General features: G+C 72.0%; 11 protein-coding genes. 8 read left to right on the top strand and 3 right to left on the bottom strand.

All coding sequences use genetic code 11. From position 1 onward, the window contains the following. Window positions 1-50 precede the first annotated feature (50 nt). Together miaB and ACIRFL_RS24890 are read left to right on the top strand one after the other, a co-directional pair. Complete coding sequence (gene miaB / locus ACIRFL_RS24895; protein WP_404032279.1) at window positions 51-1,577, top strand: tRNA (N6-isopentenyl adenosine(37)-C2)-methylthiotransferase MiaB; 1,527 nt, start codon at window positions 51-53, stop codon at window positions 1,575-1,577. Between the two features lie 15 nt (window positions 1,578-1,592). Next, window positions 1,593-2,306, top strand: a complete 714-nt coding sequence (locus tag ACIRFL_RS24890) for a class III extradiol dioxygenase subunit B-like domain-containing protein (protein WP_404032276.1) — start codon at window positions 1,593-1,595, stop codon at window positions 2,304-2,306. Window positions 2,307-2,439: 133 nt separating this feature from the next. Here the strand turns inward: ACIRFL_RS24890 and ACIRFL_RS24885 are convergent, their stop codons facing one another. Continuing rightward, complete coding sequence (locus tag ACIRFL_RS24885) at window positions 2,440-2,763, bottom strand: antitoxin (protein WP_404032273.1); 324 nt, start codon at window positions 2,761-2,763, stop codon at window positions 2,440-2,442. Window positions 2,764-3,027: 264 nt separating this feature from the next. On the opposite strand from ACIRFL_RS24885, the gene miaA reads away from it, so the two are divergent. The 6 genes from miaA (at window position 3,028) to hflX (ending at window position 12,232) form a co-directional block, all read left to right on the top strand. Continuing rightward, window positions 3,028-3,966 carry a tRNA (adenosine(37)-N6)-dimethylallyltransferase MiaA gene (miaA, locus tag ACIRFL_RS24880; RefSeq protein ID WP_404032271.1) on the top strand — a complete coding sequence of 313 codons (939 nt, stop codon included), beginning with the start codon at window positions 3,028-3,030 and terminating at the stop codon, window positions 3,964-3,966. 108 nt (window positions 3,967-4,074) lie between these two features. After that, entirely contained in the window at window positions 4,075-4,581 is a 507-nt protein-coding gene (locus ACIRFL_RS24875; RefSeq protein ID WP_404032382.1) for a hypothetical protein, read from the top strand. Window positions 4,582-4,737: 156 nt separating this feature from the next. Then, a complete protein-coding gene (gene dapF / locus ACIRFL_RS24870) occupies window positions 4,738-5,607 on the top strand; it encodes a diaminopimelate epimerase (RefSeq protein WP_404032268.1) in 870 nt (289 codons plus the stop codon). Between the two features lie 283 nt (window positions 5,608-5,890). Beyond that, window positions 5,891-8,185 (top strand): RelA/SpoT family protein, encoded by a 2,295-nt coding sequence (locus ACIRFL_RS24865; protein ID WP_404032264.1) that lies wholly within the window; start codon window positions 5,891-5,893, stop codon window positions 8,183-8,185. Window positions 8,186-8,912: 727 nt separating this feature from the next. Further along, complete coding sequence (locus tag ACIRFL_RS24860) at window positions 8,913-10,592, top strand: M1 family metallopeptidase (RefSeq protein ID WP_404032261.1); 1,680 nt, start codon at window positions 8,913-8,915, stop codon at window positions 10,590-10,592. A 146-nt stretch (window positions 10,593-10,738) separates the two neighbouring features. Next, a complete protein-coding gene (hflX, locus tag ACIRFL_RS24855; protein WP_404032259.1) occupies window positions 10,739-12,232 on the top strand; it encodes a GTPase HflX in 1,494 nt (497 codons plus the stop codon). 67 nt (window positions 12,233-12,299) lie between these two features. Here the strand turns inward: hflX and ACIRFL_RS24850 are convergent, their stop codons facing one another. Together ACIRFL_RS24850 and ACIRFL_RS24845 are read right to left on the bottom strand one after the other, a co-directional pair. Then, complete coding sequence (locus ACIRFL_RS24850) at window positions 12,300-13,505, bottom strand: trypsin-like serine peptidase (protein WP_404032256.1); 1,206 nt, start codon at window positions 13,503-13,505, stop codon at window positions 12,300-12,302. 134 nt (window positions 13,506-13,639) lie between these two features. After that, window positions 13,640-14,863: a trypsin-like serine peptidase gene (locus ACIRFL_RS24845; RefSeq protein WP_404032253.1), complete on the bottom strand. Its 1,224-nt coding sequence runs from the start codon at window positions 14,861-14,863 to the stop codon at window positions 13,640-13,642. Window positions 14,864-15,233 lie beyond the last annotated feature (370 nt).

Below are 15,233 nucleotides of genomic sequence, written 5' to 3'. Positions count from 1 at the left end.
GCCGGGCCTCCGGGGGCGGGGGCCCTCCCCGAAGCGCCTACCCTTGAGGAATGACCAGCAGCAGCGACCGGAGCCCCGCAGTGGACGTTCGAGAATCCAAGAGCTACGAAATCCGGACCTACGGGTGCCAGATGAACGTTCATGATTCCGAGCGATTGTCCGGGCTGCTCGAAGAAGCCGGTTACGTGCGCGCCCCCGAAGGCTCCGACGGCGACGCCGACGTCGTCGTCTTCAACACGTGCGCCGTGCGAGAGAACGCCGACAACCGGCTGTACGGCAACCTCGGCCGGCTCGCGCCGAAGAAGGCCCGGCGCCCCGGCATGCAGATCGCGGTCGGCGGCTGCCTGGCCCAGAAGGACCGCGACACGATCGTGAAGAAGGCGCCCTGGGTGGACGTCGTCTTCGGCACGCACAACATCGGCAAGCTCCCCGTCCTGCTGGAGCGCGCCCGCGTGCAGGAGGAGGCCCAGGTCGAGATCGCCGAGTCCCTGGAGGCGTTCCCCTCGACGCTGCCGACCCGCCGCGAGAGCGCGTACGCGGCGTGGGTGTCGATCTCCGTCGGCTGCAACAACACCTGCACCTTCTGCATCGTCCCCGCGCTGCGCGGCAAGGAGAAGGACCGCCGCCCCGGCGACATCCTCGCCGAGGTCGAGGCCCTGGTCGCCGAGGGCGTCAGCGAGATCACGCTGCTCGGCCAGAACGTCAACGCCTACGGCTCCGACATCGGCGACCGCGAGGCGTTCAGCAAGCTGCTGCGTGCCTGCGGCGCCGTCGAGGGCCTGGAGCGGGTGCGTTTCACCTCGCCGCACCCCCGGGACTTCACCGATGACGTGATCGCCGCCATGGCCGAGACGCCGAACGTCATGCCGCAACTCCACATGCCGCTCCAGTCCGGCTCCGACACCGTCCTGAAGGCGATGCGCCGCTCGTACCGGCAGGAGCGCTACCTCGGCATCCTCGAGAAGGTCCGCGCCGCGATCCCGCACGCGGCGATCACCACCGACATCATCGTGGGCTTCCCGGGGGAGACGGAGGAGGACTTCGAGCAGACCCTCCATGTCGTCCGCGAGGCCCGCTTCACGCAGGCGTTCACCTTCCAGTACTCCAAGCGCCCCGGCACCCCGGCCGCCACCATGGACGACCAGATCCCCAAGGAGGTCGTCCAGGCGCGCTACGAACGGCTGGTCGCCCTCCAGGAGGAGATCTCCTGGGAGGAGAACAAGAAGCAGGTCGGTCGCACCCTGGAGCTGATGGTCGCGGAGGGCGAGGGCCGCAAGGACGGCGCCACGCACCGGCTGTCCGGCCGCGCCCCCGACAACCGCCTGGTCCACTTCACCAAGCCCGAGCAGCCGGTGCGCCCCGGCGACGTGGTCACCGTCGAGGTGACGTACGCCGCCCCGCACCACCTGCTCGCCGAGGGACCGGTCCTCGACGTGCGCCGCACGCGCGCGGGCGACGCATGGGAGAAGCGGACCGCGGCCGAGTCCGCCAAGCCGGCGGGCGTCATGCTGGGCCTGCCCAGGATCGGTGTCCCGGAGTCCCTGCCGGCCGCCACCAGTGCCTGCGGCTGCGACTGACGTACGCTGCCGATCATGCTTGTCGCCGCCGCAGCCTGCCCCTGCCCGCCCCTCCTCGTGCCCGAGGTCGCCGCGGGCGCCGCGGCGGAGCTGGACGCCGCGCGCGCCGCGTGCGCGGACGCGGTCGGCGTGCTCGCCGCCGCCCGCCCCGACCGGCTGGTCGTCGTGGGACCCGCCGCGCCGGACGGGCGCGGCGCCCACCCGCAGGGCGCCCGGGGCTCCTTCCGCGGCTTCGGCGTCGACCTCGACGTGCGGCTCGGGCCGGACGGCGGGTCGGCCCCCGAGCGTGCCCTGCCGCCGTCGCTCGCCGTCGCCGCCTGGCTGCTGGAGCGGACCGGCTGGGCGGATGCCCCGATCGAGGGACTCGGCGTGGGGGAACCGCTCGCGCCCGAGCGGTGTATCGAAGTGGGAAGGGAAATCGGCGCGCGGGCCGCGCGGACGGCACTGCTGGTGATGGGCGACGCCAGCGCCTGCCGCACGCTCAAGGCGCCGGGCTATCTGGACGAGCGGGCGGCGCCGTTCGACGCGCAGGTCGCGCATGCGCTGGGGTCGGCGGACCTGGCGGCACTCGCGGCACTGGACGCCGAACTGGCGCAGGAGCTGAAGGCGTCGGGCCGTGCACCCTGGCAGGTCCTCGCCGGCGCCGCCGAGGGCGCGGACCTGACCGGCACCCTGCTCTACGAGGACGCGCCCTACGGCGTGGGGTACCTGGTGGCGGCCTGGTCCTAGGCGCCCAGGACCCGGGCGTGTGATGGCCGACCGCACGCCCCGGTGCCGTGGCCTGCGGCGGCCTCGGGCGCACCCTTCGCGGTGCCACGGGGCCACGGCGGCGGGTCCGCGTCCCGGACGCGGACCCGCGTGATCAGGAGGACGGCGGGGGCGTCTCCGTCGTGCCCGTCGTCCCCTTCGTTTCCGTCGCCCCCGTGCTTCCCGCGGTGCCGCTCGTGCCGGTCGTGCCGCCGGCCGCTTCGGAACCGCCCTTGTGCGCGAGCCGGTCCATGGCGCCCTTGGCCTTGTCGGTGCCCGCGTGGATCCTGTCGCTGTACTTGCCCTTGGTCTTCTCGTCGACCACCTTGGCGGCCTTGTCGATGCCGCCCTGGATCTTGCCCCCGTGCTGCTGCGCGAGGTCGGACACCTTGTCCTTGGCCGGGCCCAGCTTGGCCTTCACATTGTCGAAAAGACCCATGGTCCACCTTCCTTGCGGGACGGTTGCCTGCGGGCACCCGCACCGTTCCCCGCCGCCCCCGCGGCTCCCTCGCCACGGCCCCTGCCAGGGTCGCGAGAAGCCGGGCCGAAGTGCCCACATCCGTTCCATACGGTACCCGCGTGGGCGCGATCCCGCGTGACCCGACGCATCCCGGGCGTGACCCCGCAGCCCCGGGGCGGGTCGCACGCCGGCCCTCGCAGCACCCGTTCGAGGCGTGGCCGCGGGGTTTGCGAGACTGGTGCGGTGAGCAGTGCACCCTTGGCCCCCCGAGTCATCGCCGTCGTCGGACCCACCGCCGCGGGCAAGTCCGACCTCGGCGTCCTCCTCGCCCAGCGGCTCGGCGGCGAGGTGATCAACGCAGACTCCATGCAGCTCTACCGCGGCATGGACATCGGCACGGCCAAACTGCCACCGGAGGAGCGCGGCGGCGTCCCGCACCACCTGCTGGACATCTGGGACGTCACGGTCACCGCATCCGTCGCCGAGTACCAGAGGCTGGCCCGCACCCGGATCGAGGCACTGCTCGGCGAGGGGCGCTGGCCCATCCTGGTCGGCGGCTCCGGCCTGTACGTCCGCGGCGCGGTGGACAACCTGGAGTTCCCCGGCACCGACCCCGAGGTCAGGACCCGGCTGGAGGACGAACTCGCGCTGCGCGGCTCCGGAGCGCTGCACGCCCGTCTCGCCGCCGCGGACCCCGAGGCCGCCCGGGCGATCCTCCCCAGCAACGGCCGCCGTATCGTCCGCGCCCTGGAAGTGATCGAGATCACCGGCCGGCCGTTCACCGCCAACCTTCCCGGCCATGACTCGGTGTACGACACCGTGCAGATCGGCGTCGACGTGGCCCGCCCCGAACTCGACGAGCGCATCGCGCGCCGCGTCGACCGCATGTGGGAGGCGGGCCTCGTGGCCGAGGTGCGGGCCCTGGAGGCGCGCGGCCTGCGCGAGGGGCGTACGGCGTCGCGCGCGCTCGGCTACCAGCAGGTCCTCGCGGCGCTGTCCGGGGACTGCACCGAACAGGAGGCGCGCACGGAGACCGTCCGTGCCACCAAACGCTTCGCGCGCCGCCAGGATTCGTGGTTCAGGCGCGACCCCCGGGTGCACTGGTTGAGTGGGGCCGCGGCGGATCGCTCGGAACTCCCGCACCTCGCACTGGCGTTGCTCGAACGACCGGTCACAGCCTGATCACGTGATGGCATCGGGATGCGCCGCCGGTCATCGGGGCCTTCGGCGCCATGCCATCATCGAGCTTCGATCGACCAAGTGGAGTCCGAGTTGGGAGGGCGCGTGGCGATGGAGGCCGGCCCTCGCGACACCGCACAAGGCACCGAACACATCACCACCGACGGCGGCGAAGCGGAGCAGGGTGAGGACCGCCTGAGCCCCGACGGACCCGACGAGACGCCGGGCGGCGTGACCGCCGACGGACCCGAGCCCGAGGAGATGTTCACCGGCGGGCCGGAGGTCGAGGTCGAACTGCGCCCGCAGCGCAGGCTGCGGATCTGGCAGCTCGCGCCCATTGTGGGCCTGGCCGCGGTCGGCTCCCTGATGTTCGCCTTCCCGCTCGCCTTCGACTTCGGGGACAGCGGCGCGGTGATCGCGATGCTGGGCCTGCTGATCTGCTCCTGCTCCGCGGGCTGGGGCATGATGGCCGCCCGCCGCGTCGGCCACACCCTGCCGGGGCTGCCCCCGCGGGGCTCCGGACGCCGCCCCGACTGGCGGGTCGTCCTGGCCTACGTCCTGATCGTGGCCGTGGTGGCGGTCCTCGCCGTGTGGCGCGTGGCCCGCCTCCGCCACTGATCCGACCGCGCCGCCCTCCGAACCCCGCTCGGCCGCAGGCATCGGCGGAGGCCCACGGGGCCGCCGCCCGAGGGCCGCGCGGCCCGGGGCGTCGGTGGGGTGGCGCGTCGGTTGCCGGGCGGTGGGGATGTCGTAGTGACCCCGTACGATCGAGGAATGAGCACGCGGATCGCCTTCCTCAAGGGTCACGGCACCGAGAACGACTTCGTGATCGTCCCCGACCCGGAGAACGCCCTGGACCTCACCCCGGCCGCCGTCGCCGCCCTGTGCGACCGCCGCGCCGGCATCGGCGGCGACGGCGTGCTGCACGTGGTGCGCTCCGCCGCGCACCCGGAGGCCGCGGGGATGGCGCCCCGAGCGGAGTGGTTCATGGACTACCGCAACGGCGACGGCTCGGTCGCGGAGATGTGCGGCAACGGAGTCCGGGTGTTCGCGCGCTATCTCCAGCACGCCGGGCATGTGACCGAAGGCGACCTGGCCATCGCCACGCGCGCGGGCGTGAAGAGCGTCCACATCGCCAAGGACGGCGACGTCACGGTCGGCATGGGCAGCGCGCGCCTGCCCGAGGGCGCCGTGACGGTGAGCGTCGGCGAGCGCAGCTGGCCCGCGCGGAACGTGAACATGGGCAACCCGCACGCCGTCGCCTTCGTCGACGACCTCGCGCACGCGGGCGACCTCCGCACCCAGCCCCCGTTCAGCCCGGCCGCCGCCTACCCCGAAGGGGTCAACATCGAGTTCGTCGTCGACCGCGGTCCCCGGCACGTCGCCATGCGGGTGCACGAACGCGGCTCCGGCGAGACCCGCTCGTGCGGCACGGGCGCGTGCGCCGTCGCCGTGGCCGCCGCCCGCCGCGACGGCACCGACCCGGCCGTCACCGGAAGCCCGGCCACCTACGCCGTGGACGTGCCCGGCGGACGCCTCGTGATCACCGAGCGGCCGGACGGCGAGATCGAGATGACCGGCCCCGCGGTGATCGTGGCCGAGGGCGAGATCGACGCCGAGTGGCTGGAAAACGCCGCCCGCTGACCACGTGAACCGTGGCCCCGGCCGCCCCGGACGCATGGATCCGCGGGCATCGGGACCCGCGCCGGTTCGAAACCACGGCCGACCGCTGAGCACCTGGCGCAAAACCGTAAACCCCCAGAACGTCGCTCGAATGGGTGATCCGTTTCACGCTCGGCGAGAGGCGGTCAGTCGGGCGTGGTGGGCTCGATAGCATCAAGCACCGGCACGGACGGGGGAACGTCGCCATCCCTGAGCCGCGTACGCCCTGGGGCTCCGTCCGCCGGTCCACGAGCCGGAGGTGCCCATGAGTGCGGAGGCCACGAACCCCGCGACCCCTGGTCCTGTAGCCCCTACAGCGCCCCGCAGGAAGGCCCGCCCCCGGATCGACCTGCGCCGGCTCGGCCGGGCCGCGCTGCTCGGCCCGGCCGCCCGTGACCGGCTGCCCGACGCCATCGGCCACGTCGTCGAAGCCCACCGCGCCCACCACCCCGACGCCGACCTCGAACCGCTGCGCCGCGCCTACGTCCTGGCGGAGTCATCGCACCGCGGCCAGATGCGCAAGAGCGGCGAGCCGTACATCACGCACCCCCTCGCCGTGACCCTGATCCTCGCCGAACTCGGCGCCGAGACCACGACCTTGACGGCCTCCCTGCTGCACGACACCGTCGAGGACACCGATGTGACGCTGGACCAGGTGCGCGACCAGTTCGGCGAGGAGGTCCGCTACCTGGTCGACGGGGTCACCAAGCTGGAGAAGGTCGACTACGGCGCCGCCGCCGAGCCCGAGACCTTCCGCAAGATGCTCGTCGCCACCGGCAACGACGTCCGGGTGATGTCGATCAAGCTCGCCGACCGGCTGCACAACATGCGCACCCTCGGCGTGATGCGCCCCGAGAAACAGGCCCGGATCGCCAAGGTGACCCGCGATGTCCTCATTCCGCTCGCCGAGCGGCTGGGCGTCCAGGCACTGAAGACCGAACTGGAGGACCTGGTCTTCGCGATCCTCCATCCCGAGGAGTACGAGCACACGCGGCAGCTGATCGCCGCCAACGCGGCCCGGTCCGACGACCCCCTCACCGAGGTCGCCGACGAGGCCCGCACGGTCCTGCGCGAAGCCGGCATCCAGGGCGAAGTCCTCATCCGCCCGCGGCACTTCGTCTCCGTTCACCGCGTGACCCGCAAGCGTGGACGACTGCGCGGCGCCGACTTCGGGCGGCTGCTCGTGCTGGTCAACGAGGACGCGGACTGCTACGGCGTGCTGGGCGAGCTGCACACCTGCATGACGCCCGTCGTCTCGGAGTTCAAGGACTTCATCGCCGTACCCAAGTTCAACCTGTACCAGTCGCTGCACACGGCCGTCGCCCGCGCGGACGGCCAGGTCGTCGAAGTCCTCATCCGCACCCACCAGATGCACCGCGTCGCCGAGGCGGGCGTGGTCGCCCTCGGCAACCCCTACGCCCCACCCGCGGACGAGCACGCGTCGGCGGCCGACGGGGAGCGCGCCGACCCGACCCGCCCCGGCTGGCTGTCCCGGCTCCTCGAATGGCAGCGGGGCGCACCCGACCCCGACACCTTCTGGTCCACGCTGCGCGAAGACCTCGCCCAGGACCGCGAGATCACCGTCTTCCGGCCCGACGGCGGCACGCTGGGCCTGCCCGAGGGGGCCACCTGCGTGGACGCCGCCTACGCCCAGTACGGCGAGGACGCGCACGCCTGCATCGGTGCCCGCGTCAACAGCCGCCTTGCCACCCTCAGCACGGTCCTCAGGGACGGCGACTCCGTCCAGCTCCTCATGGGCCAGGACCCGGCCTCCGAACCCTCCCGGGAATGGCTGGAGCACGCCCACACACCGGCCGCGCGCATTGCCATCCAGCGGTGGCTCGCCGCGCATCCCGAAGATCCGGCGGACGCCCCGGCGGCCGAGAGCACGCGGTTCGGCGAGCGCCCCGCCGGCGCCGGGAGCGGCGCCGGGTCGGCGTCCGGCCCGCGGACTCCGGTGGCGAGTGACCCGCCCGCGCCGGCGGCCGACGCCCGCACGGGCGCCGACGACGGCCCCGGGCGCGCGGGGGGCGCCCCCGTCCTCCACGCTCCGGGCGCGCGCTCCGGCGGTCACCGGGCGCGCCCCGGCGTCGACCCCAGACGCGCGGGCGCCGACCTCCTCGTCGAGGGGCCGGGCGCCGGCGTACGCCTCGCCGGATGCTGTACGCCGGTGCCGCCCGACGAGATCACCGGCTTCTCCGTGCGCGGCGGCGTGGTGACCGTGCACCGCCTGCGCTGCGCCGCGGTGACGCGCATGAAGAGCGGGGGGCGCGCGGAGGTCGGCGTGCGGTGGGGCGACAGCGCCGCATGCCGGGTCACACTCGTCGCGGAATCCTTCGGACGACCCCACCTGCTCGCCGACCTCACCGAAGTGATCGCCCTGGAGGGCGCCGAAATCGTCTCCGCCACCGTCGAACCGCCCAGCGAACAGCGGGTCCGCCACACCTACACCCTCCAACTGGCCGACGCGGCCGGCCTCCCCGCCCTGATGCGTGCCATGCGCAACGTCCCCGGCGTGTACGACGTGAGTCGAGCACAACACGAGCCCTCAACCCCCTGACCAACATCCACCCTCAGGCGCGCCGAACTCTCCCCACCACCCCCGCGCTCCCCAGCGCCGCCCACCCCTTGGCGCCGCCCGAGCGCTGCCCACCACCTCCCGCGCCCCGAGCCGCGTCTGCCAGCAGACTTCGCACCCCGATCTGCGCCGGACGCCGGGCTCGGCCTCTCGCAAGCGGCGCCCGGTACCGAACCTGCCGCCCCGAACGGCGCCCCTATCAAGCCGCGTGCGCCTTCAAGCTGCGCCCGGCAGCAGGCTTTGCGCCGCGTTCAGCGCCGGGCTTGGTGTCTCCCGAGCGGCGCCCGGCAGCAGGCTTCGCGCCCCGAGTTGCGCCCGGCGCCGGGCCGTTCGTCGCACGAACTGCGCCCGCCGCCGAACCTCGCGCCCCCGAGCGGCGCACGGCGCCAGATCTTGGTCTGCCGGGCTTCCTCAGGCTCGGGCCCTTGTTCCCCGGCGCTTGTCCTCCTGGCGCTGGCGTCGGGGCGGTGTTCAGCACCACGGACGTGCCTCGTAGCCGGCATTCGGCACCGGCGTTGGCGCCTGGGCGGCAGCTGTCCGTACCGGTGTTGGCTCCTGGGCGGCGGCGGTTCGGGCCCGGTGTCGGTCTCGCCGGTGGCGTTCGGTGTCGGGCCTCGGACTCCCGGCGGCGTCGGCCGGACCAATCCGTTCGAGTGGGCGGCGCGCGCGTCGCCACGGCGGCGCACGGGCGCGCTGGTAGCCGTGGTGCATGCTGCTCACCCCCCAAACCCGGCCGCGCCGGGCCACCCGGCGCCGGAAGGCCGCCCTCCTGGCCGCCGCCGTCTCCGTGTGCCTCCTGTCCGCGAGCGCACCCGCCGCCCCGCTGGGCGTCGGCGACCGGCTCTTCCCGTACCTCGGCAACCCCGGATACGACGTGGCGTCGTACGACCTCGACCTCACCTATCCCGGCAGCAACGACAAACCCCTCAAGGCCGTCACCACCATCGACGCCTGGACCACCAGCACCCTGGACCGGCTCAACCTCGACTTCGCGCACGGCAAGGTCGAGTCCGTGGAGGTCGACGGCAGGTCGGCCGGTTTCGCCCGGGCCGGCGACGACCTGGTGGTCACCCCGGACAGGCCGCTGCCCCGGGGCAGCTGGACGCGGATCACCGTGCGGCACACCAGCGACCCGATGCCCGCCAAGGACCGGGACGGCGGCTGGGTGCGCACCACGGACGGCCTCGCCCTGGCCAACCAGGCCGACGCCGCGCACCTGGTCTTCCCGTGCAACGACCACCCCTCCGACAAGGCGATGTTCACCTTCCGGATCACCGCCCCGAACGACTACACGGCCGTCGCCAACGGACTGCCGACCGGCGTGGACCGGGTCGGCTCCGCCACTACCTGGACGTACCGCACCCAGCACCCCATGGCCACCGAACTCGCCCAGGTGTCCATCGGCCGCTCCAGCGTGCTGCACCGCTCCGGACCGCACGGACTGCCGGTGCGCGACGTCGTGCCGAGCGCCGACCGCAAGGCCCTCGAACCGTGGCTGGCGAAGACCCCCGACCAGATCGCCTGGATGGAGGGCAAGGTCGGGTCCTATCCCTTCGAGACGTACGGCCTGCTCATGGCCCAGGCCGCCACCGGCTTCGAACTGGAGACACAGACCCTCTCCCTCTTCGAGAAGGAACTGTTCACCGAGCCCGCCTACCCCAAGTGGTACGTCGAGTCGATCATGGTGCATGAGCTGTCGCACCAGTGGTTCGGGGACAGCGTCAGCCCGCGTACCTGGTCCGACCTGTGGCTCAACGAGGGGCACGCCACCTGGTACGAGGCCCTGTACGCACAGGAGAAGGCGGACCGGCCCATGGTCGACCGGATGAAGGCGGCCTACGGCGCCTCCGACCGCTGGCGTGCCTCCGGCGGCCCGCCCGCCGCCCCCAAGCCGCCTCAGCCGGGTCAGAAGATCGGGATCTTCCGGTCGAACGTCTACGACGGCGCCGCGCTGGTCCTGTACGCCCTGCGCCAGGAGATCGGACGCGCCGCCTTCGAGCGGCTGGAACGGCTCTGGGTGCAGAAGCACCGGGACGCCACCGCGACCACGGCCGACTTCGTAAGCCTCGCCTCATCGGTCGCGGGACGCGATCTGGGCGGGTTCTTCAAGGGCTGGCTGTACGGCGAGAAGACCCCGCCGATGCCCGGACACCCGGACTGGAAGTCCACGCCCCCCGAGCAGAAGACCGGGGCTTCCCCCGCGCAGACCACCGCGGGAGCGCCCGCCAAGGAGGGCACGGGAACGACCGGGAAGAAGGGCACGGCGGCGTCCACGAAGAAGGACACGGCGGCGTCCCCCAAGGGGGCAAAGCGGGCGTCCGCGAAGAAGGGACAGGGAGCGTCCGCCAAGGAGGGCGCCGCACCGCGTGCGAACACAGCCGCGGGGTGAGACCCGGAATAAGCCGGTGACGAGACGGCCCGTGCCGTGCGACCATCGTCAGGTCGGCGCGGCACGGGACACGGGAATCTCCCGCCGTCCTCGTGCGTTGTCCACAATGACCGCCGTAACGGAATCCTCTGCGACGTAAGGACCCAATGACCTCCTCTTCTTCCTTTTCCCAGGACACCAAGCGCCTTGCGCACGACTACCCCGAGGGTCTTCGGGCCGATGCCCTGATGGAGGAGGACGTCGCCTGGAGCCACCAGAGCGACGGAGAGCGGGACGGCGACCAGTTCGACCGCTCCGAGCGCGCGGCGCTGCGCCGCGTGATCGGCCTCTCCACCGAGCTTGAGGACGTCACCGAGGTCGAGTACCGACAGCTCCGCTTGGAGCGGGTCGTGCTCGTCGGGGTGTGGACCTCCGGGACCGTGCAGGACGCCGAGAACTCCCTTGCCGAGCTGGCCGCCCTCGCCGAGACCGCGGGCGCGCTCGTGCTCGACGGCGTGGTCCAGCGCCGGGACAAGCCGGACGCGGCCACCTACATCGGCTCCGGCAAGGCCGACGAACTGCGCGACATCGTCCTCGAAACGGGCGCGGACACCGTCATCTGCGACGGTGAACTGAGCCCGGGCCAGCTGATCCACCTGGAGGACGTCGTCAAGGTCAAGGTCATCGACCGTACGGCCCTGATCCTCGACATCTTCGCCCAGCACGCCAAGTCCCGAGAGGGCAAGGCACAGGTGGCGCTCGCGCAGATGCAGTACATGCTGCCCAGGCTGCGCGGCTGGGGCCAGTCGCTGTCCCGCCAGATGGGCGGCGGCAAGGGCGGCGGCCTCGCCACCCGTGGCCCCGGTGAGACCAAGATCGAGACGGACCGGCGACGGATCCGCGAGAAGATGGCGAAGATGCGCCGGGAGATCGCGGAGATGAAGACCGGCCGCGAGATCAAGCGCCAGGAACGCAAGCGGAACAAGGTACCGTCCGTCGCCATCGCGGGCTACACCAACGCAGGCAAGTCCTCGCTGCTCAACCGCCTCACGGGCGCGGGCGTCCTGGTCGAGAACGCCCTGTTCGCGACCCTGGACCCGACCGTCCGCCGGGCCGAGACCCCGAGCGGCCGGGTGTACACGCTCGCCGACACCGTCGGCTTCGTCCGGCACCTGCCGCACCACCTGGTCGAGGCGTTCCGCTCCACCATGGAGGAGGTCGGCGACTCCGACCTGATCCTGCACGTGGTGGACGGCTCGCACCCCACCCCGGAGGAGCAGCTGGCCGCCGTGCGCGAGGTGATCAGGGATGTCGGAGCCACCGACGTGCCCGAGATCGTCGTGATCAACAAGGCGGACGCGGCCGACCCGCTGGTGCTCCAGCGGCTGCTGCGCGTCGAGAAGCGGTCCATCGCCGTCTCGGCCCGCACCGGCCGGGGCATCGACGAACTGCTCGCGCTCATCGACAACGAACTGCCCAGGCCCTCCGTCGAGATCGAGGCCCTGGTGCCGTACACGCACGGCAAGCTGGTCGCCCGCGCCCACACCGAGGGCGAGGTGATCTCCGAGGAGCACACCGCGGAGGGCACGCTGCTCAAGGCCCGGGTGCACGAGGAACTGGCGGCCGACCTCGCGCCGTACGTTCCCGCGCCGCTCGCCTGAGCCACCGCCGCACAGTCCGAAGGCCCGCCCCCGCCGACCGCGGGAGCGGGCCTTCGGCCTGCGGGGTCTACTGACCGCCGTACGTCCTGCTCATGTTCTGGTACAGCGCCTCGGCCTCCTGGCCGAGCTGCGGACCCGCCAGCCAGGTGCTGTCCGTCGGGCCGATCGACGTGTTCGAGACCAGCACGGTCTTGCCGCCCGCCACCCGGAACCAGCCGCCGCCCGACGATCCGCCGGTCATGGTGCAGCCGATGCGGTACATGGTCGGCAGCGACGGGCTCAGCGACAGCCGCCCCGGCCGGTCGATGCACTTGAACATCTTCAGCCCGTTGTACGGCGGCGCCGCCGGATACCCCCAGGCGCCCATGCTGGCCACCTCGGCTGCGGACGGCGCGGAGAAGTCCACGTCGAGCGCCGCGCCGACGGTCTCCTCCAGGGACTTCGACCCGTTCTCCGGCTTCACATGCAGCACGGCGTAGTCGTGTGCGGCACCCGCGCCGCCCGTCTCCGAACCGCCCTGGATCCACTCGTTCGAGGTGGAGGCCCAGTCCGCCCACCAGGTGCCGTACGGGGCGATCTGCGAGGCCGTCGCCCCCGACAGCTCCGCCTCGGAAGCGCCGAGGTCGTTGTACGACGGCACGAAGGCGATGTTGCGGTACCAGCCGCCGTTCTGACCGGCGTGCACACAGTGACCGGCCGTCCACACCAGGTTGGACCTGCCCGGATGGTTGACGTCCTTGACGACCGTGCCGGAGCAGACCATCGAGCCCTCGGGGGAGTCGAAGAAGACCTTGCCGACCGGGGCCGCGTTCTCGTGGTACGGCGTCTTCTCCGCCTGCGCCTGCACGGGCTGCGGCTCCGGGTCGCTGACGCCCTGGTCCGCGGAGGCGTCCTGCGTCGAGATCGTCTTGTCGGCCTCCTTCGCGGACTGCATCCGCTCCGGTTTCCACAGGCCCTCGATCACCGGGTTGACGAAGTCCTTGGCCTCACTGAGCCACTTGTCCTTGTCCCAGTCCTTCCAGCCGCCGCCGGCCCACTGGTCGACATCGATGCCGTGCTCCTTGAGCCTGCCCGCGATGTCGGCCGGGATACCGGCCTTGCCGTCATCGGCCCCCGCCGCCGGAGAGGCGCCGGACTTGTCGCTCGCCTTCTCCTCGCCGGAGCCGCCGCAGGCCGTCGCCGTGAGCGCCAGTGCCGCGACCAGACCGGTGGCCGCGAGGACGGTGCGCCGCCGTCCACGGCGATGCGTGAAGGGCGTACGTATGGAACGCATGGTGCGATGACCCCCGTTGAAACGTGTGATGACACCCCACTATGCCCGTGGGGCTGGGGACGAACGGCGGCGAGCAGGTGAAGGTTCCCGTGACACCCCGCCGCCGTCCCTGACCTGGCTGTGCCCGCCGGCTCCTACTGCCCGGCGAACTTCTTGCTGACCGCGCTGTACACACCCTCGGCCACATCACCCAGCCGCGGACCGGCCAGCCAGCCCGAACTCACCGGGCCGATGGACGTGTTGGACACCAGCGCCGGCTTGCCGTCGGAACCGGACTCCACCCAGCCGCCGCCGGACGAACCACCCGTCATCGTGCAGCCGATGCGGTACATCGTCGGGTCCGACTTGCTGAGCGACAGCCTGCCCGGCTTGTCCTGGCACTGGTACAGCGACTGACCGTCGAACGGCGCCGCCGCCGGATAACCGGTCGCCGTGATGCTCGCGACCTTCGGCACGGCCGGGGCGTCGAAGTCCACCGGAAGTGCCGAACCGACCGTCTCCTCCAACGACTTGCCGCTGCCGCCCTCCTCGGGCGTCACATGGATGACGGCGAAGTCGTACGAGGCACCGTCCCCGCCCGTCTCACCACCCTGCTCGATCCACTGCTGAGAGGTCTGCGCCCAGTCACCCCACCAGATCCCGTACGGAGCGATCTGCTCCTTGGTGGCGCTCTGCAACTCCTCGTTCGTCATGCCCTTGTCGTTGTACGACGGCACGAACGCGATGTTGCGGTACCAGCCGCCCTTCTCACCGGCGTGCACACAGTGGCCGGCGGTCCACACCATGTTGGACTTGCCGGGGTTCGCCGGGTCCTGCACCACCGTCGCCGAGCAGACCATCGTGCCCTCAGGGGAGTCGAAGAACACCTTGCCGGCGGTGGCGGCGTTGGTGTGGTACGGCGGCTGCACCGCCTGCGCCTTCACCGGCGTCGGCGTCGGATCGGTCACACCCTGGTCACCGGAGAGGTCGTTGTCGTCCACGCCCCGGTCGGGGTCGTCGGCGTCCCGCATGCGGTCCGGGTCCCACAGGCCCTTGATGATCGGGTTGATGAAGTCGTTCGCCTCACGCAGCCAGTCGTCCTTGTTCCAGTTCTTCCATGCGCCGTTCTTCCACTGGTCGAGGTCGATCCCGTGCTCCTTGAGCCGGTCCTTGATGTCCTCCGGGATCTTGATCTTTCCGTCGTCAGCGGCCGCGGAGGCGGTGGCCTGGCCGTCCGCGTTGTCGTCGCCATCGCCGTTGCACGCGGTGGCGGTGAGCGCCAGCGCCGAGACGAGGGCGACGGCGGCCAGCACGGGGGAGGTTCTGCGGCCCGCACTCCTCCCGCGGCGAACGGTGAAGGACGGCCGTATGGATCGCATGCTCTTGACTCCCCCTGGTGGTAAGGAAACGCGGTGCTACGACCGTGATGTCAGGCGGAACCTATGGGCAGTTCACGCCGCTCTCACGGCCCTCTGGGAACGGCACCACACACTATGCGTTGGCTGTGGGGGACTTCCCACGGAACAGCAACAGTTGCGTCACGGCAAGGATCTTGAGGCAACCCGTAACCCGGTGGGCGGTCCGGGGTTGTAGCCGTGAGGGGCCTGCTGCCCGTGCCCGGTCCCGCGGATCAACTCGCCTCTGGACAGCGGGAGGACTCCAAGCCGTGGCCGTGACCGATTCGGTGACCGATCCCAGGACCCTGGAGCCGTCCGAGCAAGCGCACGCCACCCACACGGGCACCCCGGC

This window comes from Streptomyces sp. NPDC102462, assembly GCF_044765425.1.
Classification (GTDB): Bacteria; Actinomycetota; Actinomycetes; order Streptomycetales; family Streptomycetaceae; genus Streptomyces.
Note: the sequence above shows the minus strand (reverse complement) of the source record. Positions and strands in the feature narration are given on the sequence as shown.

Bases quoted from the DNA above. Each gene is read 5' to 3' on its own strand.
- miaB (WP_404032279.1), top strand. From the start codon at position 51: ATGACCAGCAGCAGCGACCGGAGCCCCGCAGTGGACGTTCGAGAATCC.
- ACIRFL_RS24890 (WP_404032276.1), top strand. From the start codon at position 1,593: ATGCTTGTCGCCGCCGCAGCCTGCCCCTGCCCGCCCCTCCTCGTGCCC.
- ACIRFL_RS24885 (WP_404032273.1), bottom strand. From the start codon at position 2,763: ATGGGTCTTTTCGACAATGTGAAGGCCAAGCTGGGCCCGGCCAAGGAC.
- ACIRFL_RS24875 (WP_404032382.1), top strand. From the start codon at position 4,075: ATGGAGGCCGGCCCTCGCGACACCGCACAAGGCACCGAACACATCACC.
- dapF (WP_404032268.1), top strand. From the start codon at position 4,738: ATGAGCACGCGGATCGCCTTCCTCAAGGGTCACGGCACCGAGAACGAC.
- ACIRFL_RS24865 (WP_404032264.1), top strand. From the start codon at position 5,891: ATGAGTGCGGAGGCCACGAACCCCGCGACCCCTGGTCCTGTAGCCCCT.
- ACIRFL_RS24860 (WP_404032261.1), top strand. From the start codon at position 8,913: ATGCTGCTCACCCCCCAAACCCGGCCGCGCCGGGCCACCCGGCGCCGG.
- hflX (WP_404032259.1), top strand. From the start codon at position 10,739: ATGACCTCCTCTTCTTCCTTTTCCCAGGACACCAAGCGCCTTGCGCAC.
- ACIRFL_RS24850 (WP_404032256.1), bottom strand. From the start codon at position 13,505: ATGCGTTCCATACGTACGCCCTTCACGCATCGCCGTGGACGGCGGCGC.
- ACIRFL_RS24845 (WP_404032253.1), bottom strand. From the start codon at position 14,863: ATGCGATCCATACGGCCGTCCTTCACCGTTCGCCGCGGGAGGAGTGCG.